The following is a 26,180-nucleotide window of genomic DNA, read 5'->3' as shown; positions in this document are numbered from 1 at the left end:
AGATTCAGTGTGGCCAGATGTCGATCCGCGGCACAGCCCGTTCGACCTAGGGATGAGAGCGGCCCCGACCAGGGGCTCGCGAGCCGAAGGAGACCGACCATGAAGTACATGCTGATCTTCCGCGCCGACGACAAGGCGATGGAGTCCATGGCCACCGCCGACTTCAGCGAGATGATCGCCACCGTCGGGAAGTTCAACGACGAGCTGATCCGCGCCGGCGTCCTGCTGGCCGCCGAGGGCCTGGCCGAGCCGGAGGACACGGTCGTCGTCGACTACTCCTCGGAGCCGCCGGTGGTCACCGACGGGCCGTACGGGGAGACGAAGGAGCTGTTCAACGGCTTCTACATCCTCAACGTGGCCTCCAAGCAGGAGGCGGTGGAGTGGGCCAAGCGCTCGCCGATCACCGGGCCCGGCTTCAAGACCGAGATCCGCCGGGTGACGACGATCGACGAGATGCCGCAGGACAACGAGTGGATCAAGAAGGAGCGGGCGTGGCGCGAGGCCACCGGGCAGATCTGAGCGGGGTCCGCGGCGGGGTAGGCGGCGGTGTCGGCCGGGCCGGGGAGATGTCATGACCGACCCCACCGACCCCACCGGCCGCACCACCGACTCCGCAGCCCGCACCACCGACCCCACCGGCCGCGCCGCCGTCGCCGCCGTCTGGCACATCGAGTCCGCCCGCATCGTCGGCGCCCTGGCCCGCTACACCGGCGACTTCGCCCTCGCCGAGGACGTGGCCCAGGAGGCGCTCGCCGAGGCGCTGGTCACCTGGCCGCGCGAGGGCGTGCCGCGGCAGCCGGCCGGGTGGCTGCTCACCGTCGGGCGGCGGCGTGCGATCGACCACTTCCGCCGCCACGCCGTGCAGGACCGCAAGTACGCGGTCCTCGCCCAGGAGCTCGGCGAGGGCGGTGCGGCCACCGGCGGCGAGCCCCTCGATCCGCTCCGGGCCGGCGAGGCGGTGCTGTGGGACCCGGACCAGATCGACGACGATCTGCTCGCCCTGATGTTCGTCTCCTGCCATCCGGTGCTCTCGCGCGAGGCCTGCATCGCGCTGACCCTGCGCGTGGTCGGCGGGCTGACCAGCGACGAGATCGCCAAGGCCTTCCTGGTGCCGACTGCCACCGTGCAGGCGCGCATCACCCGCGCGAAGAAGACGCTGGCCGCGGCCGGGGTGCCCTTCGAGGTGCCGCCGCCGGAGCAGCGGGCCGAGCGGCTGGGGTCGGTGCTCAGCGTGGTCTACCTGATCTTCACCGAGGGCTCGTCGGCCAGTGCCGGCGACGCGCTGATCCGCCTGGACCTGGCCGGCGAGGGGCAGCGGCTGGCGCGCATCCTGACCCGCCTGGTGCCCGACGAACCGGAGGTCCACGGGCTGCTGGCACTGATGGAGCTGACCGCCGCGCGCTTCCCGGCCCGGGTCGGACCGGACGGCGAGCCGGTGCTGCTGGCCGACCAGGACCGCGGCCGGTGGGACCACGCCGCGATCCGGCGCGGCCGGGCCGCGCTGGCCCGCGCGCAGCAGGGCGGCCGGGGCGTGGGCGCGTACGGGCTGCAGGCGATGATCGCCGAGTGCCATGCCGTCGCCGCCTCGGTCGAGGCCACGGACTGGGAGCGCATCGTCGTCCTCTACGACGCGCTGGACCGCCTGGCGCCCTCGCCGGTCGTCGCCCTCAACCGCGCGGTCGCGGTGTCGATGGCGCGCGGGCCGGCCGCCGCGCTGGAAGCCGTGGACGAGCTCGCGGCGGACGGCGCGCTGGCGAACTCCCACCTGCTGCCGAGCGTCCGCGGCGAGCTGCTGATCCGCCTGGAGCGCTTCGACGAGGCGCGTGTGGAGCTGGAGCACGCCGTCAAGCTCTGCGGCAACGAGCGCGAGCAGGCCGTGCTGCGGGGCAAGCTCGAGGGATTGCCTATGTAGCTGCTCGACCCTGCGTGGTGGGAACTCTGCGTGGTAGAGAACTGACATGCAGACCCAGGAGTGGATCGGGCTGGCCGGTGTAGCCGTCGGCGGCGCCCTGACCTACCTGACCCAATTCAGCACGGCCCGTCTGACATCGAGGAACGAGGATCGGAGACGCGCGGACCAGCGTGCCGAAGCGCGCCGCGAGGAACAGTTGCAGCTGTTGCGCGATTTCATCACCATCGCCCAGCAGGGTGTCCGCATTGCCGAGCAGCGCGAGATCGCCGCCGACTGGGCCGCCGCGGGCACCCCGGAGTGGTTCGCCGCGGCCCGCGACGTGATCGACCGCCTCTTCGTGACCGAGCGGATGATTCAGATCTTGTTCTCCCGCGACCTGTACCAGCGAGCCTGGAAATACGCGACCGCCGTGAACAGGGTGATGTGGCGCGATCCCGACGAGATCGCCGAAGGCGGCAGGCTGTGGGATGTGTCGGACGAGCCGCAGACCGCGTTCCTTAACGCGGCGCGCGAGGCTGTCTTCTGAACCCCGACAGTGCCCGGCTAGACCCGTCGCAGCACCCTGAGCGATCCCGTCACCGACTCCTCGACGAAGTCGCCCGACTCCAGCGCCCGCAGGTAGATCCGGTACGGCGCCTGGCCGCCGTCCTCGGGGTTCGGGAACACGTCGTGGATGACCAGCAGGCCGTCCGGCGCGACGTGGTGCGCCCACCCCTCGTAGTCGCCCCGCGCGTGCTCGTCGGTGTGGCCGCCGTCGATGAAGCACAGGCCGACTGGCGTGTTCCAGAGCCGGGCCACGGCCGGGGAGCGGCCGACGACCGCGATCACGCGGTCCTCGACGCCGGCCGCGTGCAGCGTGCGGCGCATCGCCGGCAGCGTGTCCATCAGGCCGACTTCCGGGTCGACCAGCGTCGGGTCGTGGTACTCCCAGCCCGGCTGCTGTTCCTCGGAGCCGCGGTGGTGGTCGACGGTGACCACCACGCGGTCCGCGGTGGCGGCGGCCGCGGCCAGGTAGATGGTCGACTTGCCGCAGTACGTCCCGATCTCCAACAGGTCGCCGACCTTCGCGGCGCGCTCGGCCGCCTCGTACAGGGCCAGGCCCTCGTCGGCGGGCATGAAGCCGGGGGCGGCCTCGGCGGCGGCGCGCAGCTGTTGATCCATGCGGTCACTCTATCTTCCGGATAACTGAAACGTGTTCTACTATCCGCCACGTGGCTTCAGTGACCGCCGGAATCGGCTCCATAGGGATCACCAGTGAGCACCGCGACCTCGCCGAGGCGGTCAGGGGGTGGCTGGCCCGGGCCGTGCCGCCGTCCGCCGTGCGCGCCGCGCTGGACGCCGAGCAGGAGGAACGCCCTGCGTTCTGGGGTGATCTGGCGAAACAAGGACTTCTTTACGGCGACGAACTCGACGCCGACCCCGACCCCGACCCCGAGGCCGCCGCCGCCGACGCCCACCTCGCAGGCCTTCTGCCGCTGGCCGTCACGCTGGAGGAGACCGGCCGCGCCGCGACCCCCGGGCCTCTGCTGCCGACCGTGACCGCCGCGGTGTTCCTGCACGCCGCGGGCGGCTCCGGCAGCTCCGGCAGCTCCGGCACCTCCGGCAGCTCGGACATCCTCGCGGCGCTCGCCGACGGCAGCGCCACCGCCGCCGTCGCGCTGCACCCGGGCACCGTCGTCGCCGAGCCCATCGAAGGCGGGTACCTGCTCGCCGGAGAGGTAGAACCGGTTATCGGCGCGGCGCTCGCCGACTGGCTGCTGCTGACCGCCCGCCGCTCGGACGGCTCCGAGATCCAGGCGCTCGTCCCGTCCGCCGACCTCGCCATCAGTCCTCTGATCTCCCTGGACCGCACCCGGCGGGTGGCGAAGGTGGTCGTCGGGCGGGTCTTCGTGCCCCGCGCCCAGGTGGTCGTCGGCGCCACCGCCCTGCTCGACCGGATCGCGGCGCTCCTGGCGTCCGCCGAAGCCGTCGGCATCGCCGACTGGTGCACGCGCACCGCCGCCGAGTACGCGAAGGTCCGCGTCCAGTTCGGCAAGCCGATCGGCCAGTTCCAAGGCGTCAAACACCGCTGCGCCGCCATGGTCGCCCGGATGGAGCAGGCCCGCAGCGCGGTCTGGGACGCCGCCTACGTCGCCGGATCCGGATCCGGCATCGCCGCCGACGACCCCGAGGTGCCGATCGCCATCGCGGCGGCGCTCGCCCTGGACGCTGCGGTGGAATGCGCCAAGGACTGCGTCCAGGTGCTCGGCGGGATCGGCTTCACCTGGGAGCACGACGCGCACGTCTACCTTCGCAGGGCCCTGAGCCTGCGGCAGATCCACGGCCCGACCAGCCGCTGGCGGGCCCGGGCCGCCGCCCTCACGTCCGCCGGCCGGCGCCGGGAGCTCCGAGTCGAGCTCCCCGAGGAGGCCGACGCCCATCGCGAAGCGGCCCGTGCGGCCCTCGCGGGAGTCAAGGGCCTGACTCCCCCGGAGCAGCGCAAGGCGCTGGCCGCCACCGGCTATGCCGCGCCGTACCTCACCAAGCCCTACGGCCTGTCGGCCGGGCCGGTCGAGCAGATCGTCATCGCGCAGGAGATGGCGGCCGCCAAGGTGCGCCTGCCCGACCTCGTGATCGGCAACTGGGTGGTCCCCACGCTGGTCAAGTACGGCAGCGACGCGCAGCGCGAGCGCTTCGTGCTGCCGACCCTGCGCGGCGAGGTCATCTGGTGCCAGCTGTTCAGCGAGCCCGGCGCCGGGTCCGACCTGGCGGCGCTGACCACCCGCGCCACCCGGGTCGAGGGCGGGTGGCGCCTGGACGGCCAGAAGGTGTGGACCTCGGTGGCGAACTTCGCGCAGTGGGCGATCTGCATCGCGCGTACGAGTCCTGACAAGCCCAAGCACGAGGGCATCACGTACTTCCTAGTGGACATGAAGTCCCCCGGCGTGGACGTCCGGCCGCTGCGCGAGATCACCGGCGCGTCGATGTTCAACGAGGTGTTCCTCGACGGCGTGTTCGTGCCCGACGAACTGGTGGTCGGCGAGGTGGACGGCGGCTGGCCGCTGGCCCGCAACACCCTCGGGAACGAGCGGGTGTCGCTGGCCTCCGGGCCGGTCCTCGGCGGTTCCCTGGAAGGGCTGCTCAGCTCGGTGGCGGCGCGCGGCGAGTTGGATCCCGTTGTGGCGCAACGGCTGGGCGAACTGGTCTGCCAGGGCCAGTCCGCCGCGCTGCTGGGCCTGCGGACCACGCTGCGCCAGCTGTCCGGGATGGAGCAGGGGCCCGAGGCGAGCATCAGGAAGCTGATCTCGATGAAGCTCGCGCAGGACGTCGCCGAGCTCGGGCTGGAGCTGCTGGGCGGCGCGGGCGCGACCGAGGAGGCGGGGGCGGCGGCCGGGTGGACGCAGGGGTTCCTGTCCAGCCGCTGCCTGACCATCGCAGGTGGGACTACGGAAGTGCAGCTGAACGTGATCGGGGAGCGGATCCTCGGGCTGCCCCGCGACTGAGACCGACTCCGAACCTCGAACTCTGAACTCTGATAAAGGGGATGCGACAGTGAACAAGGTCTACGTCGTCGGCGTCGGCATGACGAAGTTCGAGAAGCCCGAGACCCGCCAGTGGCGGTACTTCGACATGGCGCGCGAAGCCGGGAGCGCGGCGCTGGAGGACGCCGGCGTGCGCTACGACCAGGTCGAGCAGGTGGCCGCCGGCTACGTCTTCGGCCCCTCCACGTGCGGCCAGCGCGCGGCCTACGAGCTCGGCCTGACCGGCGTGCCGGTCTACAACGTCAACAACAACTGCGCCACCGGCTCGACCGCGCTGATGATGGCCGCGCAGTGGGTCCGCGGCGGCCTCAACGAGTGCGTGCTGGCCCTGGGTTTCGAGCAGATGAAGAAGGGCGCGCTCGGCGGCGGCATGAACAACGACGACTTCGCCGCCTCCCCGCTGGCCCGGCACTACACGCTGATGGCCGAGCTGCATTCGTTCGAGGCCACCCCGCCGACGGCGCAGATCTTCGGCGACGCCGCCCGCGAGCACATGGAGAAGTACGGCACCACCGCCGAGCAGCTGGCGATGGTCGCCGCCAAGAACCACCGGCACTCGGTGCACAACCCCAATGCCCAGTTCCAGGACGAGTACTCGGTGCAGGACATCCTGGACGCCCGGGAGATCCACCGCCCGCTGACCAAGCTCCAGTGCTCGCCCACGTCCGACGGCGCCGGCGCCGCGGTGGTGGTGAGCGAGCGCTTCGTGGACGAGCACGGCCTGGCGGATCAGGCCGTCGAGATCGTCGCCCAGGCGATGGCCACCGACACCGCCGAGGCCTTCGACACGCGCACCTGCATCGACGTCGTCGGCCGCCCGATGAGCCGGGACGCGGCCCGCCGGGTGTACGACGCCGCCGGGCTCGGACCGGAGGACCTCGACGTGATCGAGCTGCACGACTGCTTCTCGATCAACGAGCTGATCACCTACGAGGCGCTCGGCCTGTGCGGCGAGGGCGAGGGCGGCAAGCTGGTCCAGGACGGGGCCACGACCTACGGCGGACGCTGGGTGGTGAACCCCTCCGGCGGACTGATCTCGAAGGGGCATCCGCTGGGCGCGACCGGACTGGCGCAGTGTGCTGAGATCACCTGGCACCTGCGGGGGCGGGCCGGAGCGCGGCAGGTCGAGGGCGCGAACGTGGGGCTGGCGCACAACATCGGGCTTGGCGGGGCCGCGGTGGTGACGCTGTTCCGCAAGGCGTGAGGGGAGCGGTTCGAGCAAGCTCGGCGGTCCGACCGCGTGAATGCGGTCGGACCGGCTCCTCGCCGTCCGTTCAGGACCCCAGCGCCGCCATCAGCTTCTGATCCGTCTCGCCCAAGACCATCGCCACCGCCCCGAGCGCGCAGGCCTGCGGCCCCAGCGCCCCGACCTGGATCGTCATCGCGTCCCCGGCCAGCGGCAGCGAGGCCGTCGCCGCCGCCTCGCGCAGCGGCCCCATCAGCAGTTCGCCGGCCGCCGAGAGCGCGCCGCCGATGATCACGCTCTGCGGGTTCAGGATGTTGCCGAGCATGCCCACCGCGCGGCCGGCCATCGTGCCCGCGTCCGACAGGGCCCTGATGCAGCCGCGGTCGCCCTGCCAGGCCATGGTGATGACGTTGCGCAGCGTCAGCCGGTCGCCGTAGGCCGGTTCCAGGGCGCGCATCACCACCGGCAGGCCGACGAAGGTCTCCAGGCAGCCGCGGTTCCCGCAGCGGCACAGCGGACCGGTGGCGTCCACCACCAGGTGGCCGATCTCCCCGGCGCCGCCGTTGACGCCGCGGGCCAGTCGGCCGTTGGAGACGAAGGCGCCGCCGACGCCGCCGTGCAGCTTCATGTAGACGAACTCGTCGCACCCCCGGGCCGCGCCCCAGCGGCGTTCGGCCAGGGCGCCGAGGCGGGTGTCGCCGTCGGCCAGGACCGGGAGGTTCAGCCGGGCGCCCAGTTCGGCGGCGACGGGGATGCCGGCCCAGCGGGAGGGCATGCCGGAGCTGGGGACGCCGCGCGCGGTGTCGAAGGGGCCCGGCACGCTCACGCCGACGCCCAGGATGCGGCTGGGGTCGGTGCCGGCCTCGTCGATGGCGGTGCGGACCAGGTCGGCGGCCAGGTCGAAGCCCTGGGACGGGTCGTAGCCGACCGGGAGGCGGACCGACTTGGCGATGCGGACCGCGTGCGCGACGTTGGCGATGATCACGTGGACGTGGCGGTAGCCGAAGTCGACGCCGATCGCCTCGCCGCTGGCCGGGTTGAGCATCACCGCGGCCCCCGGGCGGCCGGCGCCGCCGCCGGCCGGGGCCAGTTTGGCGTCCAGTTCCACCACCAGGTCGTCGGCGACCAGGGCGGCGATGATGCCGGAGACCGTCGAGCGGGACAGTCCGACCGAGCGGGCTATGTCGGCGCGGCTCATGGTCCCGCGCTCGCGCAGCAGCCGTACGACGGCCAGTCGGCTGCGCTCGGCACGGGACTCCGTGGGGGGCGTCCTCATGACAGCGAGGATGCTGCGATAGGGCGCCATTAGTCAAGGATCAAACAAATACAGGGGTTGAAGCCCCGGTTAGTTCGGTCGAATTTGTTCGTCTATCACAGAATCGCAACACGCTTGACGCCCTCATTTCGTCACCTTTACGTTTCCGGCATCGCCGCCCCACTTCGCAAGACGACAGTTCCCTCACTCGAGTTGACGAAAGAAGGCTGATCATGGGCGCACGCTCCCACCGGTCCGTCACGGTTGTCGCAGCCGTCGGACTGGCCTCCGGCCTGGCACTGGCCGGCTGTTCCTCCAGCTCCTCCAAGCCCTCGGCGGCCGCCTCGACCTCCTCGGCCGGATCCACGGCGGGCTCGTCGTCCTCCTCCTCGTCCGGCGGCGCGGCGGCGGGGCCGGCGCTGCCGGACCTGTCCGGCAAGTCGATCCAGGTCCTCGCCGAGTGGTCCGGGCAGGAGCAGCAGGACTTCCAGAAGGTGATCGACGCCTTCACGGCCAAGACCCACGCCAAGGTCAGCTACCAGGGCGCCGGCGACCAGACGCCGACCGTCCTGCGCAGCAAGCTGGCCGGCGGCGGCGCCCCCGACGTGGCGCTGCTGGCCCAGCCCGGCGCCATCGCGCAGTTCGCCAAGGCCGGGCAGATCAAGCCGCTGGGCGCCAACGTGATCTCCGAGATCGACGCCGACTACGACCCGAGCTGGAAGACCCTCGGCACGGTCAACGGCCAGGTCTACTCGATCATGTTCAAGGCCGCGAACAAGTCGACGTTCTGGTACAACACCGCGCAGTTCTCGCAGGCCGGCGTCACGCCGCCGAAGACCTGGGCCGACTTCCTGAAGGACTGCCAGACGCTCTCCGACGCCGGCATCACCCCGGTCTCGGTGGGCGGTGCGGACGGCTGGACGCTCACCGACTGGTTCGAGAACGTCTACCTGTCCGAGGCCGGCCCGGATATGTACGACAAGCTCGCGCACCACCAGATCCCCTGGACCGACCCCTCGGTCATCCAGGCGCTGACCACGCTGAAGCAGCTGTTCGGCAACGACCAGTTCATGGCCGGCGGCAAGTCCGGGGCGCTCCAGACCTCCTTCAACGACTCGGTCACCCAGACCTTCAAGAGCCCGCCGAAGGCCGCCATGGTCTACGAGGGCGACTTCTCCGGCTCGGTCATCACCTCGACCACCCAGGCCAAGCTCGGCACCGACGCCAAGTTCTTCGCCTTCCCGGCGGCCGGCTCGCTGACCGACTTCGTCGTCGGCGGCGGCGACGCCGCGCTGGCCACCAACGACAACCCGGCGACGATGGCGTTCATCCAGTTCCTGGCCTCGCCGGAGGCGGCCGAGGCGTGGGCGTCGGCCGGCGGCTTCGTCTCGCCGGACAAGAGCGTGCCGATGTCGTCCTACCCCGACGACACCACGCGCGCCGAGGCGCAGATGCTCGTCAGCGCCGGCAGCGGCTTCCGGTTCGACATGTCCGACCAGGCCCCGGTCGGCTTCGGCGGCACCAAGGGCGCCGGGGAGTGGAAGGACCTGCAGGACTTCCTGAGCAGCGGCGACGTCAACGGCACCGCCGCGCAGCTGGAGAAGGACGCGGCGAAGGAGACCTGGCAGTAGCCATGGACGAGCCCCTGTCCGCGGCCGCCGCCGCCGGGTCCGTCCCGGCGGCGGGGCCGCCTCCAGAAAACGCCCCCGCTAGCGTCCCCGGCCAAGGGTCCGGGCCGCACCCGCGCCCGCACCCGTACCCGCATCCGCTGGCCGACCACGGCCGCAGCCCTCTGCGCATACCGGTCCGGGTCCGCGCCGGCTTCCTGATACCGGCCGCGGTCATCCTGGCGGCCATCATCATCTGGCCGGCGATCGACTCGGTCTGGCTCAGCGTGCACAACGCCGACGGCTCCAAGTGGGTCGGGCTGCACAACTACCACACCCTGTTCACGGACTCGGCAACGCTCACCGCGCTGAAGAACAACATCATCTGGGTGGTCTGCGCGCCGACCGTGGCCTGCGCGCTGGGCCTGATGTTCGCGCTGATGGCCGAGAAGATCCGCTGGTCCACCGCGTTCAAGGCGGTCATCTTCATGCCGATGGCCATCTCGTTCCTGGCCGCCGGCGTCATCTTCGAGCTGGTCTACCAGCAGGACCCGCACCAGGGCGTGGCCAACGCGGTGGCCGTCGGGGTGCACGACACCTTCGCGCCGTCGTCGAAGTACCCCGGCGCGCGGCCCCGTCCGGTCACCGCCAAGCCCGGCACGGCGGGATCGTTCACCTCGGTGCAGACCTTCCAGGCCGGCTCCGTCGCGCAGCTGCCGCTGGTCGGCATCCAGGCCGCGGGCCTGCCCGGCAAGGCGGCGCAGGCCGCGGCCCCGAGCGCGGCCCCGGCCGCGGACCAGATCGAGGGCACGGTCTGGCTGGACATCATCTACGGCGGCGGGGGCACGCCGAACCACCTGGACGCCGGCAAGAAGGGCATGCCGGGGATCTCGGTCAAGGCGATCGACGTCGCGACCGGCAAGAGCGCCGGATCGGCCTCGGCGCACAACGACGGCACCTTCACCATCAAGGGACTGAAACCCGGTGATAGCTACCGACTAGAACTGCCGGGCAGCAACTTCGCCCAACCGTACCGAGGCATCCAATGGCTCGGCCCCTCGCTGGTGACCCCGGCGATCATCGCCTCCTATCTGTGGATCTGGGCCGGCTTCGCGATGGTGCTGATCGCGGCCGGGCTCGCCTCGATCCCGCGTGAGCTGCAGGAGGCGGCGCGGGTGGACGGGGCCAACGACAGACAGGTGTTCTGGCGCATCACCGTGCCGCTGCTGGCGCCGGTACTGCTGGTGGTGATGGTCACCCAGATCATCAACGTCCTGAAGGTCTTCGACCTGGTGTACGTCATCGCCCCCGGCTCCACGCTGCCGAACGCGAACGTGCTCGCCGTGCAGATGTGGAACGTGTCGTTCGGCGGCGGCGCGGACCAGGGCCTGGGCAGCGCGATCGGCGTGTTCCTGTACGTCCTGGTGCTGCCGGCCATGTACTTCAACATCCGCCGCCTGCGCAACGAGAAGAAGGAGGGGCGATGAGCGTCACGCGTCCCGTGGCGGTGCCCGGCCGCATCCCGGTCGGCACCCGCGTCGCCAAGCGCCTCACCGGCGGTGCGATCTACCTCATCGTGCTGGCGGTCGGCGTCGTCTGGCTGATCCCGACGCTGGGGCTGTTCATCAGCTCCCTGCGCAAGGCCTCCGACATCAGCAACAGCGGCTGGTGGACGGTCTTCTCGCACCCGGCGCAGCTCACCTTCAAGGACTACACCAGCCTGTTCGCCAACCACGGCATCATCCAGTCGCTGTGGAACACCGTCCTGATCACCGTGCCGGCCACCGCCCTGGTCGTGTTCCTCGGCGCGCTGGCCGCCTACGCCTTCGCCTGGATCGACTTCCGGGGCCGGGACTGGCTGTTCGTGGTCGTGGTCGGGCTGATGGTGGTGCCGATCCAGGTGGCGCTGCTGCCGGTGGCCTCGCTGTACCGCAACCTGCACATCTTCGGCACGATCCTGGGCGTGGTGCTGTTCCACGTCGGCTTCGGCCTGCCGTTCGCCATCTACCTCCTGCGCAACTTCTTCGCGGCGATCCCGCGCGAGCTGCTGGAGGCCACCCGGATGGAGGGCGGCAGCGAATGGACGATCTTCCGCAAGGTGATCGTCCCCCTCGGCCTGCCGGCCATCGCCTCGCTGGCCATCTTCCAGTTCCTGTGGGTCTGGAACGACCTGCTGGTGGCGCTGGTCTTCTCCAACGCGAAGACGCAGCCGCTGACCGTCGCGCTGCAGTCCAACATGCGCCAGTTCGGCAGCAACATCGACATCCTGGCGCCCGGCGCCTTCCTGTCGCTGTCCGTGCCCCTCGTGGTCTTCTTCGCTTTCCAGAGATACTTCGTCCAAGGACTCATGGCCGGCTCGGTCAAGGGCTAGCGGCGAACCAGGCGAACCAGGCGACGAACGAAGGCAGGAGAGCGCACGACCGTGGCGGACGTCCGTTTCCTCGACGCCACGAGGGTGTTCCACGGGGCGTGGCGGCCCGCCGTCGACGGCGTCGACATCGACGTCCGAGACGGCGAGCTCCTCGTCCTGACCGGCCCCTCCGGCAGCGGCAAGAGCACCTTGCTGCGCATGCTCGCCGGGCTGGAGCCGATGGACCGGGGCACGGTGCTGATCGGCGGCAAGGACGTCGGCCGCACCGCCCCGGACAAGCGCGGCGTGTCGATGATCTTCCAGGGCTTCGCCCTGTTCCCGAACCAGACCATCCGCGAGAACATCGCGCTGCCGCTGACCATGCGCAAGAACTCGGTGAAGTCCGCGGCGGCCCGCGTCCAGCAGGTCGCGGAGCTGTGCGGCGTCGCGGACCACCTGAACAGCAAGCCCGACGCGGTGGGCTACGACGTGCGCCAGCGCACGACGATGGCCCGGGCGATCGTCCGCCGCCCGGACGTGGTGTGCCTCGACGAGCCGCTGGCCGGCTCGGGCGTCCCGCTGATGATGCGGGGCCGCTCGCCGATCGCGGCGTTGCAGCGCGAGCTGGGGATCACGACGCTGTACGCGACGTGCAGCTCGGTCGACGCCTGGTCGATCGCCGACCGGATCGCGGTCCTGGACAGCGGCCGGGTGCAGCAGGTGGGCACCCCGTCGGAGGTGTTCAGCAGGCCGGCCACCATCGCGGTGGCGCAGTTCCTCGGCGAGCCGGGCATGAACCTGGCGACCGCGGTCGCCGCCGACGGCGTGGCGCGGCTCGGAGGGCTCGCGGTGGCGCTCACCTCAACGCAATCCTCAGCTTTGACGGGCAACCGGGTGGTGATCGGCGTCCGCCCGGAGGACCTGTCGATCGGCGCCGAGGCCGAGGGCATCCGCGCGACGGCGGTCCTGGTGCGCGACACGGGACGCGACTACCTGGTGACGGCGCGGACGGTGGTGGACGGCGAGGAGAGCGACCTCGTGATCCGCCACGCCAACGGGCCGGTGCCGGTGAAGGGCGAGAGCGTGGTGCTGGGGGTGCGGGCCGGGGCGGCGCTGCATTTGTTCGATGCCGGGAACGGGGCGCGGCTGCCGGACTGAGCGCCTGCCGGGCACTCGGCCGAGCGTCTGCCGGGCTGCCGGACTGAGCGCCTGCCGGGCTCTCGGTCGAGCGCCTGCCGGGCTGCTGGATTGAGGCGCCGGCGCCGCATATGCGACCCCTGTCTTGATCACCGTTCGGTAACACCCGCAACGGCCCGCGGGCCCTTCCCCGTCCTAACCCGCATGACCGCACCCCGTCTCCTGCTCCGCCGGGCCGTGCACCAGCGCGCCATGCTCGCCGCCGCCGTGGCGGTGCTCATGCCGGCGTTGATGCTGGTCACGCTCATCGGCATGCATGCCTCGGCGGTGCGGGCCGCGTCGGTGCGCAGCGCGCTCAAGGCGATGGCGCCGGATGCGCGGACGGTCCGCGTGGTCTACGGATCCGGGACCCAGTGGGAGGCGACGCCCGATCAGCGCACCGCGTTCTTCGCGCAGCTGCACGAGCACGTCGCCGCCGCGTTCGCCGCGGTCGGGTCGCAAGTGGACACCACGGTCGTGTCCGGGCCCTACGTCCTGCTCCAATCCACCGTCTCCAACACCGACGCCGTCGCGTTCTGGTCCAGCGGCGCGCTGAAGGACAAGGCGCGGCTGCTTCAGGGGGCGTGGCCGACCGCCGCACCATCGACCGCGACCACGACCGCCTTCTCAGCCCTCGTATCCGAGCCGACCCTCGCCGTCCACCACTGGCACGTCGGCGACACCGTCTCCACCCGCTCCGGCTGGGATTCCTCCAACGCCCTCACCTTCCGCATCGCCGGCGTCTACCAGCCCGTGGATCCCGCCGACCGCTTCTGGCTGCACGACGGCGACGAGGCGCCGGTCCTCGTCGACGCCTCCGTCACCGCGCGGCCCGACATCCTGCTGACGCAGGCTGCCGTCTCCGCGGCGCCGGACCCCGCCGGCTTCCCGGCCGGCCGGCTGCCGCGGTTCGCCGCCCAGCTCGCCGCCTTCGACGCGTGGGTGCCGGCCACGTCCTCGCCGGACGGCGACTTCACCCCCGCGCTGAACGACCAACTCGCGCCGCGCATGGCCGCGCTGGTCGGGGTGACGGCGGTCAGCGTGCGCCTGGAGTGGCTGGTGGCCGCCGAGCTCGGGGTGCTGTCGGCGGCGGCGCTGGCGCAGATCGCGCGCGCCCTGGCCGACCGCCGGCACGCCATGGACGGCCTGCTGCGCGCCCGCGGTTCCTCCGTCCGTGCTCTGGGCCGGGTGCAGATCGGCGAAGGGCTCGCACTGGCGCTGCCCTGCGGCGCTGGCGCCGTGGGCGGCACGGTGGCTGGAGCAGCGCATCGGGGCGGCGTGGGCGCACGGGGACTCCGGCGTCGCGGGGGTCGTGGACGGGGCCGACCACATCGAGACCGCGCAGTGGGTGGTCGCGCTGATCGGTGCGGTGTTGGCCGCGGTCCTGCTCGGTTCGGTCGGCACCCGCTCCGCGCTCAGCTACAGCACCGTCGCCCGGGTCCGCCGCCGGTCCACGCTGCGCACCGCTCTGCAGCGCGCGACCATCGATCTGGCGGTCCTGGCGTTCGGCCTCGCCGCGTTGTGGGAGCTGTTCCAGGCCGGCGACGACACGGCGCGCACCGGCGCGCTGCCCTGGCCGCAGGTGGTGGCGCCCGCGGTGCTGTTGTCCGCCGGGGCGCTGATCGTCCTGCGGCTGCTGCCGTTCGTGGCGGCCCCGGCCGGCCGGTTCGCGGCGCGCGGCAGGGGCACGCTCGCGGCGCTGGTCGGCTGGCGTCTCGGCCGGGCCGCGCGCACCCAGGCGCTGCCGATGGCGCTCCTGGTGCTCGCCGTGGCCATCGGCGTGCAGGCCGGCGTCCTGCTGTCCTCGGCCGACCGCTCGGACGCCGACCAGGCCGGCTTCGCGGTCGGCGCCCAGGTGCGCATCTCGGGGCTGGTGTCCACCGGCCCCGAGACCGTCCGCGCGCTCGCGGCCACGCCCGGCACCGGCGCGGGCTTCGTGGCCCTGCGCGCGCCCTACCGCATGGTCCGCGCCGACCAGGCCGCGACGTCCCAGGGGCTCGACGAGACCACGCCGACGGCCGACGTGATCGGCCTGGATCCGGTCCGCTCCAGCGGAGTCCTCGACCTCCGCGCCGATCTGGCCGGCGGGAGGACCTGGCCGGATGTCAGTACCCTGCTGGCCAATGACGGCTGGGAACCGCACGGCTCCGTCGGAGTCCCGCTGCCCGGCACCCCGAGCCGCCTGAGCGCGGATCTCTCCTACAGCCCGAGTGCGAACAGCACCTGCGATCCGGGCCCGCTTCAGGTCACCGCTCAGTTCACCGATGCCTACGGCTACCCCGGCGAAGCGGTTCTCGGCACCGTTGACGCTCCTGACGGCGCTACGCGCACGCTGACCGGAACCCTCGTCGACAGTGGCAAGAGCATCGCTTACCCGATCAGCATCAGCGCTCTGTCGGAGTCGTCGACCGCTCCGGCCTGTCCCATCGGCGTGCTGAAAGTCCTCGCTCTCCAGGCCGACGGCCAGGCGGTGACCATCCCTGCCGGCATGGCGTTCACCGCACCCGCCGTTTCCGCCGACTCCGCTCCCGCGGCTCCCGCCGCTCCGGTGAAGGCCGGTACCACCTCCGCGCCGGTCCAGGTCCTGCAACTCACCAAAGCCGGGAGCGCCGGCCCCCTGATCGTCCCGGCGATCGCCACCCGGCACTTGCTGGCCGCTCTGGACAAGCAGGTCGGCGACACCTTCGCCACCGGCGCCTTCTCCCAGCCGGTGACCCTGCGCTTCGTCGCCGCGATCGCCGCCGCGCCCGGATCCGGCACCGGCGGCCAGGACGCGCTCATCGTCCCGATCGGCCTGCTGGACCGCGCGGCGGAGCGGGCCTCGGCCGGGTCGGGGGCCGCCGGGCAGCAGCTCGCACCGCTCACCGGCGAATGGTGGGCCGACACCGACGGCACCGGTGCCGCGAGCCTCGCCGACCGGTATCGCAGCACCCTGACCGCCTCCCACCTGTCCCAGCCCGCGACGGTCGACGACCGCGCCACCGAGGAGAAGGCACTGCGCGACTACCCCTTCGCCGCCGGCTTCAGCCTGACCCTGAAACTCGGCACCCTGGCCGCGCTGGCCTTCGTCCTGCTCGGTCTGGCCCTGCACACCGTCTCCACGCTGCGCGAGCGCGCGCGGGAACTCGCGGTGCTGGCCGCGCTCGGGCTGACCCGCCGCCGCGCGGCCGTCCTGCTGCTGGCCGAACAAGCCGGCGTCGCGCTGCTCGGTGCCCTGGCCGGCCTCGGACTGGGCGCCCTGGCCCTGCGATCGGAGTTCAAGCTGATGGTGTTCACGCCCTCCGGGGCGCCCCCGACCCCGCCGCCGGTCCGGGTCTACGACTGGCCGGCGCTCGGCTTGGCCGGGGCCGCGGCGGCGGTGTTCGGCGCGCTGGCCGTCCTGATCACGTACGCCCTCAGCGGGCGCGCCTCGATGCGTGCGGAGGTGAGCTGATGCGCCGGCCGCGGTGGTGGGGCGAGGCGGCGCGGGTGCGCGGCGTGCTGGCCCTGCTCGCGCTGTTCGCCGGGGCGACGGCGGCCACCGCCGCCGCGGTCCCATACCAGATCGGCCGCTCGGACCGGGCGATCGTCGCCGACGCCGTCGGCGGGGCGGACAGCCTGGACCGGGACGTGACCCTGACCGCGCCCAGCGATCAGCAGTACAGCAACGCCTTCATGGAATCCGTCGCCGCCGCGTCGCGGACCGCCATGCCGCCGCAGCTGGCGCGACTGGTGACCGCGGCCGATATCAGTGTCGTGAGTTCAGGCGAGTTCCCGATCGTGCATCTGGCCGGGCCCCGGGGCATGCCCGTACACCTCCAGGGTGCCGCGCTGCTCGGTTACCAGAGCCACGTCCGCTTCGTGGCGGGCGCCGCGCCGACCGCCCGGAGCGACGTCCACGACGTCAACGGCTACCCGCCGCACGCCACGATCACGACGGCGGCGGCGATCAGCAAGGCCGCCGCCGACGCCCTGGGCCTGCACGTCGGATCGGTGCTGAAGACGGCCGGCAGCTCCGCCGGCGGCCGGGAGGACATCACCTACACCATCACCGGGATCTACGTCGCCGACGATCCGGGTGACGCGGCCTTCTGGCGGTACGCCGCCGACGCGCAAGGGCTGGGCCTGGGCACCATCTGCGGTTACGACGATCCCGTGCAGGGCTTCTACGTGAACGATCCGTCCTGCGCGCAGCCGCAGTCCGTATGGCGGACGGACCTGCTGCTGCCATCGGTCTCCGACGTGGACGCCATGAGCCTGATCCCCGGGACCGGCCGGAGCGGCACGACCATCGAGTTCGCCATCGATCCGGCGCGCATCACGGTCTCGGAGCTGGCGGCCCTGGCCGACGCGGTGCACCGTCTGGTGGTCGGGGGACAGGGCCTGGCGTTGCAGGACCCCGGCGGCCATCCGTTCCCGGTGGCCGCCACGACCCGGCTCGACGTGTTCGCCGGGCAGGCTCTCTCCGTCGAGCGGCAGGCGCGGCAGCTGGACTACGTGGTCCTGGGCGCGACGCTGGCCGGAGCGCTCGCGGCGTTCTTCCTGATGCTGCGGACCGTGGTCGTCCGGCGCTCGGCCGAGATCGTGCTGTGCAAGGCACGGGGAGCGGCGCCGGGCCGGCTGGCCGTGCGGTTCGCGGCGCAATCAGGGTTCGTCGTCGCGCTCGGCGCGGCGGCCGGAGTCCTCATCGCCACGGCGGCCGGCGTCGCCGCGGCCGGGACCGTCCGCGCCTGGCCGGGCGCGGTGCTGGTGACGCTGGCCGGGGTCGGCTCGGTCTTCGGCCGGGTCGCGGCCCACCCCGATCAGCCCGGTGCGGCGCGGCGCGAGCCGACCGAGGCCGATGCCGATGCCGCCGCGCGGATCCCGCGGCTGGTCCGCGACATTGCGGTCCCGCTCGGCGCCGCGGCGGCGGTGGGCGTGATGCGCAGCCGGGGCACGCACAACGGATCAGGATCCTTCGACTGGCTGGCTATCGCCGCCCCGGCGCTGCTGGCGTTCGCCGCGGCGCTGGCGGTGGTGCGCCTGGTCCCGGTGCTGTGGTCGGTGCCGTTCACGATCGCCGGGCGGCGGCGCGGGGCGCTGGCGTTCGTCGCCGCCGCGCTGGGCGGGCGTCGGGTGCGCGTGCTGGCCGCGCCGCTGGCCGGTCTGGTGGTGGCCACGGCGGCCGCGACCTTCGCCGCGCGGCTGGATTCCTCGGTGACGCAGGGCGTCCGGGACGACGCGCTGTACGCGGTCGGCGCCGGCGCCCGCGTCGAGGCGATCCCCGATCCGTCGGCGATCGCGCTGAACCGCGGCGCCACGGTGTCGCTGCCCGACGGGTTCGCCGCGAAGGCCGCCGCCGTGCCGGGCGCCGGGCAGGTGCTGACCGCGTTCGTGGGCGCGGCGGGGATCTCGGGCGTCCCGTCGGCGCCGGCGAACGTCGCGGTGCTCGCCGCCGACTCCGGCGAACTGCGGGCCCTGACACAGCGCGCCGCGAGCGAGTCCGGCGGGCGGTCGGGCCGGGTGCCCGACGACTGGCCGACCGCGCCCAGCCGGCCCGGGACGGTGACCGCGCTGGTCTCGCCGGACCTGGCCGGCCTGGTCGGGACGCACGCCACACTGGCGTTGCCCACCGAGACCGTCGACGTGGACTTCGTCGCCGCCGCGGACCTGCCGACCGCCTCGGTGATCGCCGGCGAATACGGGCCTGGATACGTCGTGCTGCCCGCCGATCAGATGGGCGCCAAGGCGCTGAAGCCGGACGCGCTATGGGTGACGGGGAGCCCTGATATCAAAGCCCTGCGAGCGTTGCCCGGGATCCGGCCCTACTTCCCGTCCGGCTCCTACGCGCAGGCCGCCGCCGCTGGTTACGCGGACGGCCGCACCACCGCCGCGCACGCCGTCCTGCGCATGGCCGAGCTGCTGTCGATCGGTTTCGGGTTGCTGTGCCTGGCGCGGACGATGGCGGGAAGTCGCTCTGCGGCCCGTGACAGTGCTCTGCTACTTCGAGTCTTAGGTCTTTCTGAAAGAGGGGGGCGGCTGCTCGGCCCCGCTACTACGCTGCCGCTGTTGGCCCTGGCGACAGCCGGCGGCCTGGCGATGGGAGCGTCGTTCGCGCCGCTTCTGGGTGCCCAGGTCCCGGGCGTGCCGAGGGACGGGTGGCTGGTACCCGTCATCGGCGCGGTCGCCGCGTGCACTGTCGGCGGGGTCGTGCTTGAGGCCGCACTGCGGCGCCGGGAGCGGGTCTCGGTGCGCTTGCGGGCAGCCGAGTTCGAATGACGGGCCGTCGGGGGGAAGGAGTTGGCGATGGTGCTTTTGTGAAGGAGAGCTCTGCGATGATCGCCGTCTGAACGGACGGCGGCGAAGCCCCGGCGCCGGAGCCCTTCAGTCCGGCGCCGGGGCCGAAGGCCCGCGGAGCCGCCGTCAGACTTCGTCGGCGAGCATCCCCGGCAGCTGGTCCAGGGCGGTCAGATAGAAGTCCGTCTTGGCCACCAGATCCGGGTGGTCGCCGTACACCGTGCCCCACGGGCCGCGGCGGACGAAGGCGGTGCGCAGACCCGCGCCCCAGGCCGGGCGCAGGTCGTTGTCGAGGCGGTCGCCGACGTACAGGATGCGGCCGGCGTCCACCAGGGGGCCGCGGTCCTCGGCGCGCGAGACGTCGTCGCAGACCTCGACGACCTTGGTGAAGAACGCCGGGTCGGGCTTCTCCAGGCCGCCCCACATGCCGGAGGTGGTCACCAGGTGCACCGGCAGGTCGAGCGATTCCAGGATGCGGTGCGAGGCGGTGGTCTGGTTGGCGGCTATCAGGACCAGATAGCCGGCTTCCTTCAGGGCGGCCAGGGTCGGGCGCGCGTCGGGGTACAGGTCGCGTTCCCCGTAGCCTTCGGGGCGGCCGGCGACGGTGCGGGCCCGGCGCTCGGCCTCCAGGTCGAAGCCCGGCCGGAAGTACTCGAAGGCCTCCAGGTGCGAGCGGCCCGAGGCGATGACCGCTCCGAAGACGGCCGAGAAGGTGTGGCGGGGGACGCCCAGCCAGTCGGCCCAGTTGTGGTACTCGATGCTCTCGTCCACGAGCGTCTCCCCGACGTCGAAGACGACCGCGTCTATGGTGCGTGACTTGCCCGGGTTGTGCATGCTCAGGGTTCCTCTCACGGGACGCTGCGACAGCGTCAGACAGCTCCCCATTCCAAGCAGTGCCCGAGGGACGGCGATGGCAGTGACGATCGCGATTGTAGGGAACTGTTCCCGGGAAGGAGGCATCGCCATCGGAAACTCATGCCAACGGGTTACGGCGTGGGGGTGGCGTGAACGGGACGGCCGGGACGAACGCCGTCCCGCTACACCACCCCGGCGTGCTCCACGGCGGCGGCCATCACCCTGTCCGGAATCCGGTCCAAAGCCTTGTCCAGCGCCAGCGCCGCCCAGATCAGCCCGAGGTGCGTGAAGGCCTGCGGGAAGTTGCCCAGCTGCTCGCCGTGCGGCGTCAGCTCCTCGGCGAACAGGCCGGTGGGGCCGGCGTGCCCCAGGAACGCCTCGAACATCTTCTGCGCCTGCTCGACCGCGCCGGTCTGCGCCAGCGCCACGAAGTACAGCAGGGTGCACAGGTCGAAGCTCGACTCCTCGCCTTCGAGGCCGTCGCTGAACTCGGCCAGGCTGTAGCGGTCGCACAGGCCGTCGTGCACCAGGCCGCGCTCGATCGCGGCCAGGGTGGCGGCCCAGCGCTCGTCGTCCGGGGCGGTGAAGCCCACGACCGGCATGAACAGGATCGAGGCGTCCAGGGCGCCCTCGCCGTAGCTCTGGACGTAGGCCTTCTGCTCCTCGTCCCAGCCCTTGTCCCGGATCTCGGCGGCGATCGAGTGCGCCATCACGGCCCACATGCCGGCGTTCTCGTGCGTCGGGGCGATGCGCAGGCCCTGTTCGAAGGCGGTCCAGCACATCAGGCGGCTGTAGGTGAAGTCACGGCGTCCGCCGCGGGTCTCCCAGATGCCCTCGTCCGGCCGGGCCCAGTTCTCGACCAGCCAGTCCAGCAGGGCGGCGACGGCGGCCCGGCCTTCGGGGCTGTGCAGGTGCTCGGTGTCCGACAGGGAGTAGAGGAACTCGCCGTAGACGTCGAGCTGGAGCTGCTCGGCCGCGCCGTTGCCGATGCGCACCGGCGCCGACCTGCGGTAGCCCTCCCAGTGCGGCAGCTCCTCCTCGACCAGGTCCGAGGTGCCGTCGACGCGGTACATGATGTCCAGCGGTTCGCCCACCGGGTTCGGGCCCTCGGCCAGCCGGTCGGTGACCCAGCGGGCGAAGGACTCGGCCTCCTGCTGGAACCCCAGATCGGCCAGGGCGCGGGCGCTGAAGGAGCCGTCGCGGACCCAGGTGTAGCGGTAGTCCCAGTTGCGGGGGCCGCCGATCTCCTCCGGCAGGGCCGTGGTGGCCGCCGCGAGGAAGGCACCGGTCGGCGCGTATGTCAGAAGCTTGAGGGTGATCGCCGAGCGGTGCACGGCGTCCGTCCAACGCCCCTGGTACGTGCTCTGCGACAGCCAGCCGTGCCAGAAGATGAGCGCCTCCTCAAGCGCGCGCTCCACCTCGGCGGCGACGTCCGGCTGCCAGCCCGAGGGCTCGGCGAGGTCGGCGGCCAGGATGAAGGCCGCGGCCTCGCCGGCGCTCAGCAGGACCTCGGCCGTCGCGCTGCCGGTCTCGGAGTCCAGGGCCAGGGGAGCGGTGGAGAACAGGGTCGCCGCGCTGTCCGGCCCGGAGAAGGCCACCGCCGTGCCGCCGCCGTGCTGCAGCAGCCGGGCCAGGTCGGCGGTCGAGCGGCCGTAGTCGAAGCGCGGCCGGCAGTCCACGGAGAACTGGACGTCGCCGGCCACCGCGCGCACGATCCGGTAGATGACCGTCGAACCGGGTGCCGCCGAGGTGCGCGCCTCCGGCGGCACCATGAAGTCGACGATCTCGCCGACGCCGCCCTCGGCGGTCTCGAACCGCGTCACCAGCACCGCGCTGCGCGGCACGTACGACTGGCGGGAGGCCGCCCCCTCGACCCGGATCCGGAACGCCCCGCCCCGCTCGTGGTCCAGCATCGCGCCGAAGATACTCGGCGCGTCGAACCGCCCCGGACAGAACCAGTCCACGGTGCCGTCGCCGGCCACCAGCGCACAAGTGCGCAGGTCACCGATCAGCCCGTGATCGTCGATCGCGGGGTAGGGGTGCGTGCTCGAGGTCATGCGCAGACTTTACATTCCCGGGAGCCCGCTCCCGGACCATTCCAGGGCGCCCCTGCCGGGCCGTTCCGGGGCGCCCTTCCCGGCGCCGGTCTCAGTGCGGCAGCGCGCTGCCGGCGACCCAGTCGGACCAGCTCAGGTTCCAGTCCCCGAAGCCATTATCGGCACGCACCGTGTCCTTGGAGTTCACGACAGTAACCGGGTCCCCGGGGATCACCTGGTTGAAGAACCACTCCGCGTCCGAGGTCGACATGCCGATGCAGCCGTGGCTGCCGTTGACGTTGCCGAACTTGCCGGCGTTCCACGGCGCGGCGTGCACGAACGTCCCCGAGGGCGTCAGCCGCACGTCCCAGTACACGTTCGGGATGTCGTAGGCGTTCACGCCGAAGATGCCCACGGTGTCGGAGTTCATGCTGATGTCCTGGTCCTTCTCCAGGACCACCATCGTGCCGTTCCAGGTCTCGAAGCCGGTCTTGCCGGAGCTGGTGAGCAGCGTCGTGGTCTTGCCGCCGGTGGTCACCGTCATCCGGTGCGTCCTGGCGTCCATGGTGGCCACCAGCGAGCGGCCGATGGTGAAGGTGACGTCCCGGTTCTGCTTGCCGTACAGGCTGCCGCTCTTCACCCCGTCCAGGCGCATGTGCAGCGTCACCTTGGTCCCTGGCGCCCAGTACTGCTGGGGGCGGAAGTCCACGCGCTGCGAGCCGAACCAGTGCCAGGAGCCGGTCACCGGCGGGTCGGAGGTGACGGTCAGCTGCTTCTCGACCGCGGCCTCGTCCGGGATCGGCTTGTCGAACGTTATGGACACCGGCTGCGCGATGCCGTAGGTCGTACCCGGGTCCGGTGTGTACGTGCCCGCATACGTGTTGCCCGGCGTGCCGGTGGTGAACTGCGACGTCACCGTCTGCTGCTTCCCGTCGTCGCCCATGGCGACCGCCGTCACCTTGTAGGTGTGCCCGATGCCGACCGGGTCGGCCGACGTCCAGGACGCGCCCGAGGGATCCAGCGTGCCGTCCACCGCGCTGCCGCCGGAAACCTGCGCGGTGACCGACGTCAGCTTCCCGTTGGCAACACTCACCGCGATCGGCGAGGAGGGGTCCACATCGGAGGAGTTCGCGGCGGGTTTGATCACCACGAGGGCCGGGGAGGTGTCGGCCGGGGCCGAGCTCGACGGGGCGCTCGGCGCAGAGCTCTGCGACGCGCTGCCGGGCGAAGACCCTGTTGAAGAGGGCGAAGAGCCGTTCGCGACCGGCGCGACGGACGCCGTCTTCGGTGAGTTCCCGCCCCCGCCACAAGCGGCGGTCAGGCCCAAAACGGCCATCGCGACGGCGAGCTTGTGCAGTCTGCGCATAATCGCCTCCCGTGCTCGATCCTATAACTGGCTGGTACCAATGGCACCGCAGCCTGCTGGTGAACCGTTAGGTTTTCCTTAACCAGAGCAGAGGCAGGGGAGAAGGCAAAGCCGACTCCTGTCGGGAATGATCCAAAGGGGGGCTTCTGGATGACGACAGCCAGCGCACAAGCGCCGACCCAGGTACTGGCCGCGCAGCGGGCAGCGGTACCGGCCGTGTCCGGTCGACCGGCGAAACCGCCCGGGCAGCGTACGGACCGCAGACTGGTCCGGGTCCGCGCCGCCCTGGCTGCCGGCGCGCTCCTGTTCGGCGCCGTGGGGATCATCGGGACCCAGGTCCGTGCCGACGGGGCCGGCGACGCCAAGTCGCACAGCGGTGTCCTGATCCAGCAGGCCGAGCAGCTCTACCACAGCCTGTCCGACGCCGACGCCACCTCCACGACCATCTACCTGCACGTCGGCGAGGCGCCCCCGGACCTGTTGGGCACGTACAACTCCGACCTGCAGAAGGCCCAGGCGGCTCTGCTGGCGGCCACCAACGAGGCCGGCGGCGACACCGCCGCCAAGGACGCGCTCGGCGCGATCGCCGCGCAGCTGCCGCAGTACGTGAAGCTGAACGCCACCGCGGCGGCGAACAACCTGCTCGGCTACCCGGTCGGCTTCCGCTACCTGACTCAGGCCTCGAGCCTGATGCAGGGCACGATCCTGCCCGCGGCGCAGAAACTGTCCGACACCGAGGCCAAGAACCTCGCGTCCGCGGAGAGCACGGCCAAGCAGTTCCCGTGGCTGATGATCGCGGTCGGCGTCGCGCTGCTGATCGCGCTGCTGGTGGTACAGGTCCGGGAGTCGAGGCGGACCAACCGGACCTTCAACCTGGGGCTGCTGGGCGCCACGGCCGGGCTCGTGTTGTCGCTGGTCTGGGCCGGGGTCGACATGACGGTCCAGAACAGCCACGAGGACGACGCCGCCAAGCGCGGCTCGGACCAAGTCAGCGCGCTGGCCACGGCCCGCATCCTGTCCCTGCAGGCGCGCACCGACGAGATGCTGACGCTGGTCGGCCGCGGCACCGCGGACGACAAGGAGGCCGACTACGCCGGCGTCACCGCGGCGGACGGGACTCACACTCCCGGCACGGAGGAACTGCTGGCCCAGGAGCTGAAGAACGCCGGCGGGCTCGCGACCGACACCCCCGGCCAGAAGCTGGCCGCCGCCGCGGCGAGCGACGAGGCCGCCTGGCACAAGCAGCACCAGGACCTGCGCGCCTTCGACCAGCAGAACCAGTATGAGAAGGCCGTGGACTCGGCGCTGGGCCAGCACGACTTCACGGCCCCGGCGGCCAGCGCGGCCGAGTCGTTCACCGCGCTGCAGTCCGACCTGGACCAGGCCATCAAGCACGCCGAGGCCTCCTTCACCTCCGAGGCCGCCGACGGCGCCGGGGCGCTGGCCGGATTGGAGATCGGCCTGGGGGTACTGGCTTTGGCGATGGCCGGGGCGGTGGTCCGGGGCCTGGGCCGCCGGATCGCGGAATACCACTGAGGGGGCGGGGATGACCAGCAAGAACGGCAAGCACGTCAGCATGCGGATCTGGGGCGCCGCGGCGCTCGTGGCGGCCGTCGGGCTGACCGCGGCGTGCAGCAGCACCAAGGGTGCCTCGTCCAGCGCCATCGAACCCCGGGCCGGCCAGGGCATCGGCCCGGGCGCCCTGCCGAACACCCCGAAGACCCCGCCGACCCCCTGCGGGCCGGAGGCCACCTCGGCCGTCTGGAACGGGTCGCTGCCCGGACCGAACGACGCGGTCACGGCCGGCGGCACCCTCGACAAGATCCGCAAGCGCGGCTTCCTGATCGCCGGCATCGACCTGAACACCGAGCTGTTCGGCTACGACCCGCAGCACGACAACAACCCGCAGGGTTTCGACGTCGACATCGCCCGGGCGATGGCGCGCGCCATCTTCGGCTCCGACGGCCACATCCAGTTCCGCGTGGTCACCCTCGCCGACCCCAAGACCGGCGAGTACGCGCAGCTGCACTCCGGCAACGTGGACCTGGTGGTGCAGACCACGACCATCACCTGCGCGCGGATGGAGGGCGCGGAGCGCATGAACTTCTCCAACCCCTACTACACCGCCGAGCTGAAGCTCCTGATGGCGCGCGGCGACGACGGCAAACCGCGCAGCACGTCGCTGGCCCAGCTGAAGGGCACCGGCACCAAGGTCTGCGCGACGCTGAACTCCACTCCGGTCGCCGAGATCAAGAAGACCCTCGGCGACGATGCGGCCTTCCAGGTGCCCAACGCGCTGGACTGCCTCGCAGACTTGCAACAAGACGAGGTCGGCGCGGTCTACACCGACGACGCCCTGCTGCGCGGCATGGAGAGTCAGGACCCGCATGTCGCGATGACCACCGCGCCGGCCGGAGAGTCCCAGCCCTACGGCATCGTCACGAACTACACCAGTCCGCCGAACGACCTGACGCCGTTCGTGAACACCGCCCTGACGAACCTGATCCAGGACACCGGTCCGAACGGCTGGCGCTCACTGTTTGCAAAGGATTTGGGTTCTGCACCGACATCCCTTCCGGAGATCCCCGCGCAGTACCCTCTGGGTGGCTGATCTGATGGAACGGACCAAGGACTCCAGGCAGACGGGCACGGGGGGAGCAA

Annotated in this window: 20 protein-coding genes; 13 read left to right on the top strand and 7 right to left on the bottom strand. The window is 71.9% G+C overall.

All coding sequences use genetic code 11. The annotated features are described in order from the left end of the window. The first annotated feature begins 99 nt into the window (after positions 1–99). From ABH926_RS27980 to ABH926_RS27970, 3 genes are read left to right on the top strand one after another with little or no spacing between them, the layout of a single operon-like run. Entirely contained in the window at positions 100–519 is a 420-nt protein-coding gene (locus ABH926_RS27980; RefSeq protein ID WP_370368795.1) for a YciI family protein, read from the top strand. Between the two features lie 52 nt (positions 520–571). Further along, positions 572–1,912: an RNA polymerase sigma factor gene (locus ABH926_RS27975; protein ID WP_370368793.1), complete on the top strand. Its 1,341-nt coding sequence runs from the start codon at positions 572–574 to the stop codon at positions 1,910–1,912. Between the two features lie 46 nt (positions 1,913–1,958). After that, positions 1,959–2,438: a hypothetical protein gene (locus tag ABH926_RS27970; RefSeq protein ID WP_370368791.1), complete on the top strand. Its 480-nt coding sequence runs from the start codon at positions 1,959–1,961 to the stop codon at positions 2,436–2,438. Positions 2,439–2,455: 17 nt separating this feature from the next. Here the strand turns inward: ABH926_RS27970 and ABH926_RS27965 are convergent, their stop codons facing one another. Continuing rightward, positions 2,456–3,073, bottom strand: coding sequence for a class I SAM-dependent methyltransferase (locus ABH926_RS27965; RefSeq protein ID WP_370368789.1), 618 nt, complete (start codon positions 3,071–3,073; stop codon positions 2,456–2,458). A gap of 50 nt (positions 3,074–3,123) precedes the next feature. Here ABH926_RS27965 and ABH926_RS27960 point away from each other — a divergent pair, with 50 nt between their 5' ends. Continuing rightward, positions 3,124–5,394 (top strand): acyl-CoA dehydrogenase, encoded by a 2,271-nt coding sequence (locus ABH926_RS27960; RefSeq protein WP_370368788.1) that lies wholly within the window; start codon positions 3,124–3,126, stop codon positions 5,392–5,394. A 49-nt stretch (positions 5,395–5,443) separates the two neighbouring features. Then, positions 5,444–6,637 carry a lipid-transfer protein gene (locus ABH926_RS27955; RefSeq protein WP_370368787.1) on the top strand — a complete coding sequence of 398 codons (1,194 nt, stop codon included), beginning with the start codon at positions 5,444–5,446 and terminating at the stop codon, positions 6,635–6,637. Positions 6,638–6,707: 70 nt separating this feature from the next. Here ABH926_RS27955 and ABH926_RS27950 read toward each other — a convergent pair whose 3' ends face one another. Beyond that, positions 6,708–7,895 carry an ROK family protein gene (locus ABH926_RS27950; RefSeq protein ID WP_370368785.1) on the bottom strand — a complete coding sequence of 396 codons (1,188 nt, stop codon included), beginning with the start codon at positions 7,893–7,895 and terminating at the stop codon, positions 6,708–6,710. Between the two features lie 212 nt (positions 7,896–8,107). On the opposite strand from ABH926_RS27950, the gene ABH926_RS27945 reads away from it, so the two are divergent. Genes ABH926_RS27945 through ABH926_RS27930 form a run of 4 tightly spaced genes read left to right on the top strand, consistent with a single transcriptional unit; the run spans position 8,108 to position 12,989 of the window. After that, a complete protein-coding gene (locus ABH926_RS27945; RefSeq protein ID WP_370368784.1) occupies positions 8,108–9,505 on the top strand; it encodes an ABC transporter substrate-binding protein in 1,398 nt (465 codons plus the stop codon). 2 nt (positions 9,506–9,507) lie between these two features. Then, positions 9,508–10,968: an ABC transporter permease subunit gene (locus tag ABH926_RS27940; RefSeq protein ID WP_370368783.1), complete on the top strand. Its 1,461-nt coding sequence runs from the start codon at positions 9,508–9,510 to the stop codon at positions 10,966–10,968. Further along, positions 10,965–11,852, top strand: a complete 888-nt coding sequence (locus tag ABH926_RS27935) for a carbohydrate ABC transporter permease (RefSeq protein WP_370368782.1) — start codon at positions 10,965–10,967, stop codon at positions 11,850–11,852. The genes ABH926_RS27940 and ABH926_RS27935 overlap by 4 nt, the downstream gene beginning before the upstream one ends. A 51-nt stretch (positions 11,853–11,903) precedes the next feature. Further along, positions 11,904–12,989, top strand: a complete 1,086-nt coding sequence (locus ABH926_RS27930) for an ABC transporter ATP-binding protein (protein WP_370368781.1) — start codon at positions 11,904–11,906, stop codon at positions 12,987–12,989. A 593-nt stretch (positions 12,990–13,582) separates the two neighbouring features. On the opposite strand, the gene ABH926_RS27925 is transcribed toward ABH926_RS27930, so the two are convergent. Then, a complete protein-coding gene (locus ABH926_RS27925) occupies positions 13,583–13,741 on the bottom strand; it encodes a hypothetical protein (RefSeq protein ID WP_370368780.1) in 159 nt (52 codons plus the stop codon). Positions 13,742–13,750: 9 nt separating this feature from the next. After that, complete coding sequence (locus ABH926_RS27920) at positions 13,751–14,146, bottom strand: hypothetical protein (RefSeq protein WP_370368779.1); 396 nt, start codon at positions 14,144–14,146, stop codon at positions 13,751–13,753. A 35-nt stretch (positions 14,147–14,181) separates the two neighbouring features. Between ABH926_RS27920 and ABH926_RS27915 the strand changes: the two genes are divergently transcribed. Both ABH926_RS27915 and ABH926_RS27910 read left to right on the top strand, forming a co-directional pair. Beyond that, entirely contained in the window at positions 14,182–16,440 is a 2,259-nt protein-coding gene (locus ABH926_RS27915) for an FtsX-like permease family protein (protein WP_370368778.1), read from the top strand. Further along, complete coding sequence (locus ABH926_RS27910) at positions 16,440–19,244, top strand: hypothetical protein (RefSeq protein WP_370368777.1); 2,805 nt, start codon at positions 16,440–16,442, stop codon at positions 19,242–19,244. Before ABH926_RS27915 ends, ABH926_RS27910 begins: the two co-directional genes overlap by 1 nt. Before the next feature lie 144 nt (positions 19,245–19,388). Here the strand turns inward: ABH926_RS27910 and ABH926_RS27905 are convergent, their stop codons facing one another. From ABH926_RS27905 to ABH926_RS27895, 3 genes are all read right to left on the bottom strand, one after another. Beyond that, entirely contained in the window at positions 19,389–20,096 is a 708-nt protein-coding gene (locus tag ABH926_RS27905) for an HAD family hydrolase (RefSeq protein ID WP_370368776.1), read from the bottom strand. Between the two features lie 203 nt (positions 20,097–20,299). Next, positions 20,300–22,174 carry a glycoside hydrolase family 15 protein gene (locus tag ABH926_RS27900; protein ID WP_370368775.1) on the bottom strand — a complete coding sequence of 625 codons (1,875 nt, stop codon included), beginning with the start codon at positions 22,172–22,174 and terminating at the stop codon, positions 20,300–20,302. 91 nt (positions 22,175–22,265) lie between these two features. Then, positions 22,266–23,519, bottom strand: coding sequence for an Ig-like domain-containing protein (locus ABH926_RS27895; protein WP_370368774.1), 1,254 nt, complete (start codon positions 23,517–23,519; stop codon positions 22,266–22,268). 150 nt (positions 23,520–23,669) lie between these two features. Between ABH926_RS27895 and ABH926_RS27890 the strand changes: the two genes are divergently transcribed. Together ABH926_RS27890 and ABH926_RS27885 are read left to right on the top strand one after the other, a co-directional pair. Then, on the top strand, positions 23,670–25,055 hold the full coding sequence (locus ABH926_RS27890) for a hypothetical protein (RefSeq protein WP_370368773.1): 1,386 nt from the start codon (positions 23,670–23,672) through the stop codon (positions 25,053–25,055). Between the two features lie 10 nt (positions 25,056–25,065). Beyond that, positions 25,066–26,130: a glutamate ABC transporter substrate-binding protein gene (locus ABH926_RS27885; protein WP_370368772.1), complete on the top strand. Its 1,065-nt coding sequence runs from the start codon at positions 25,066–25,068 to the stop codon at positions 26,128–26,130. Positions 26,131–26,180: the final 50 nt, after the last annotated feature.

The sequence above is a fragment of the Catenulispora sp. GP43 genome, from assembly GCF_041260665.1.
Taxonomy (GTDB): Bacteria; Actinomycetota; Actinomycetes; order Streptomycetales; family Catenulisporaceae; genus Catenulispora.
Note: the sequence above shows the minus strand (reverse complement) of the source record. Positions and strands in the feature narration are given on the sequence as shown.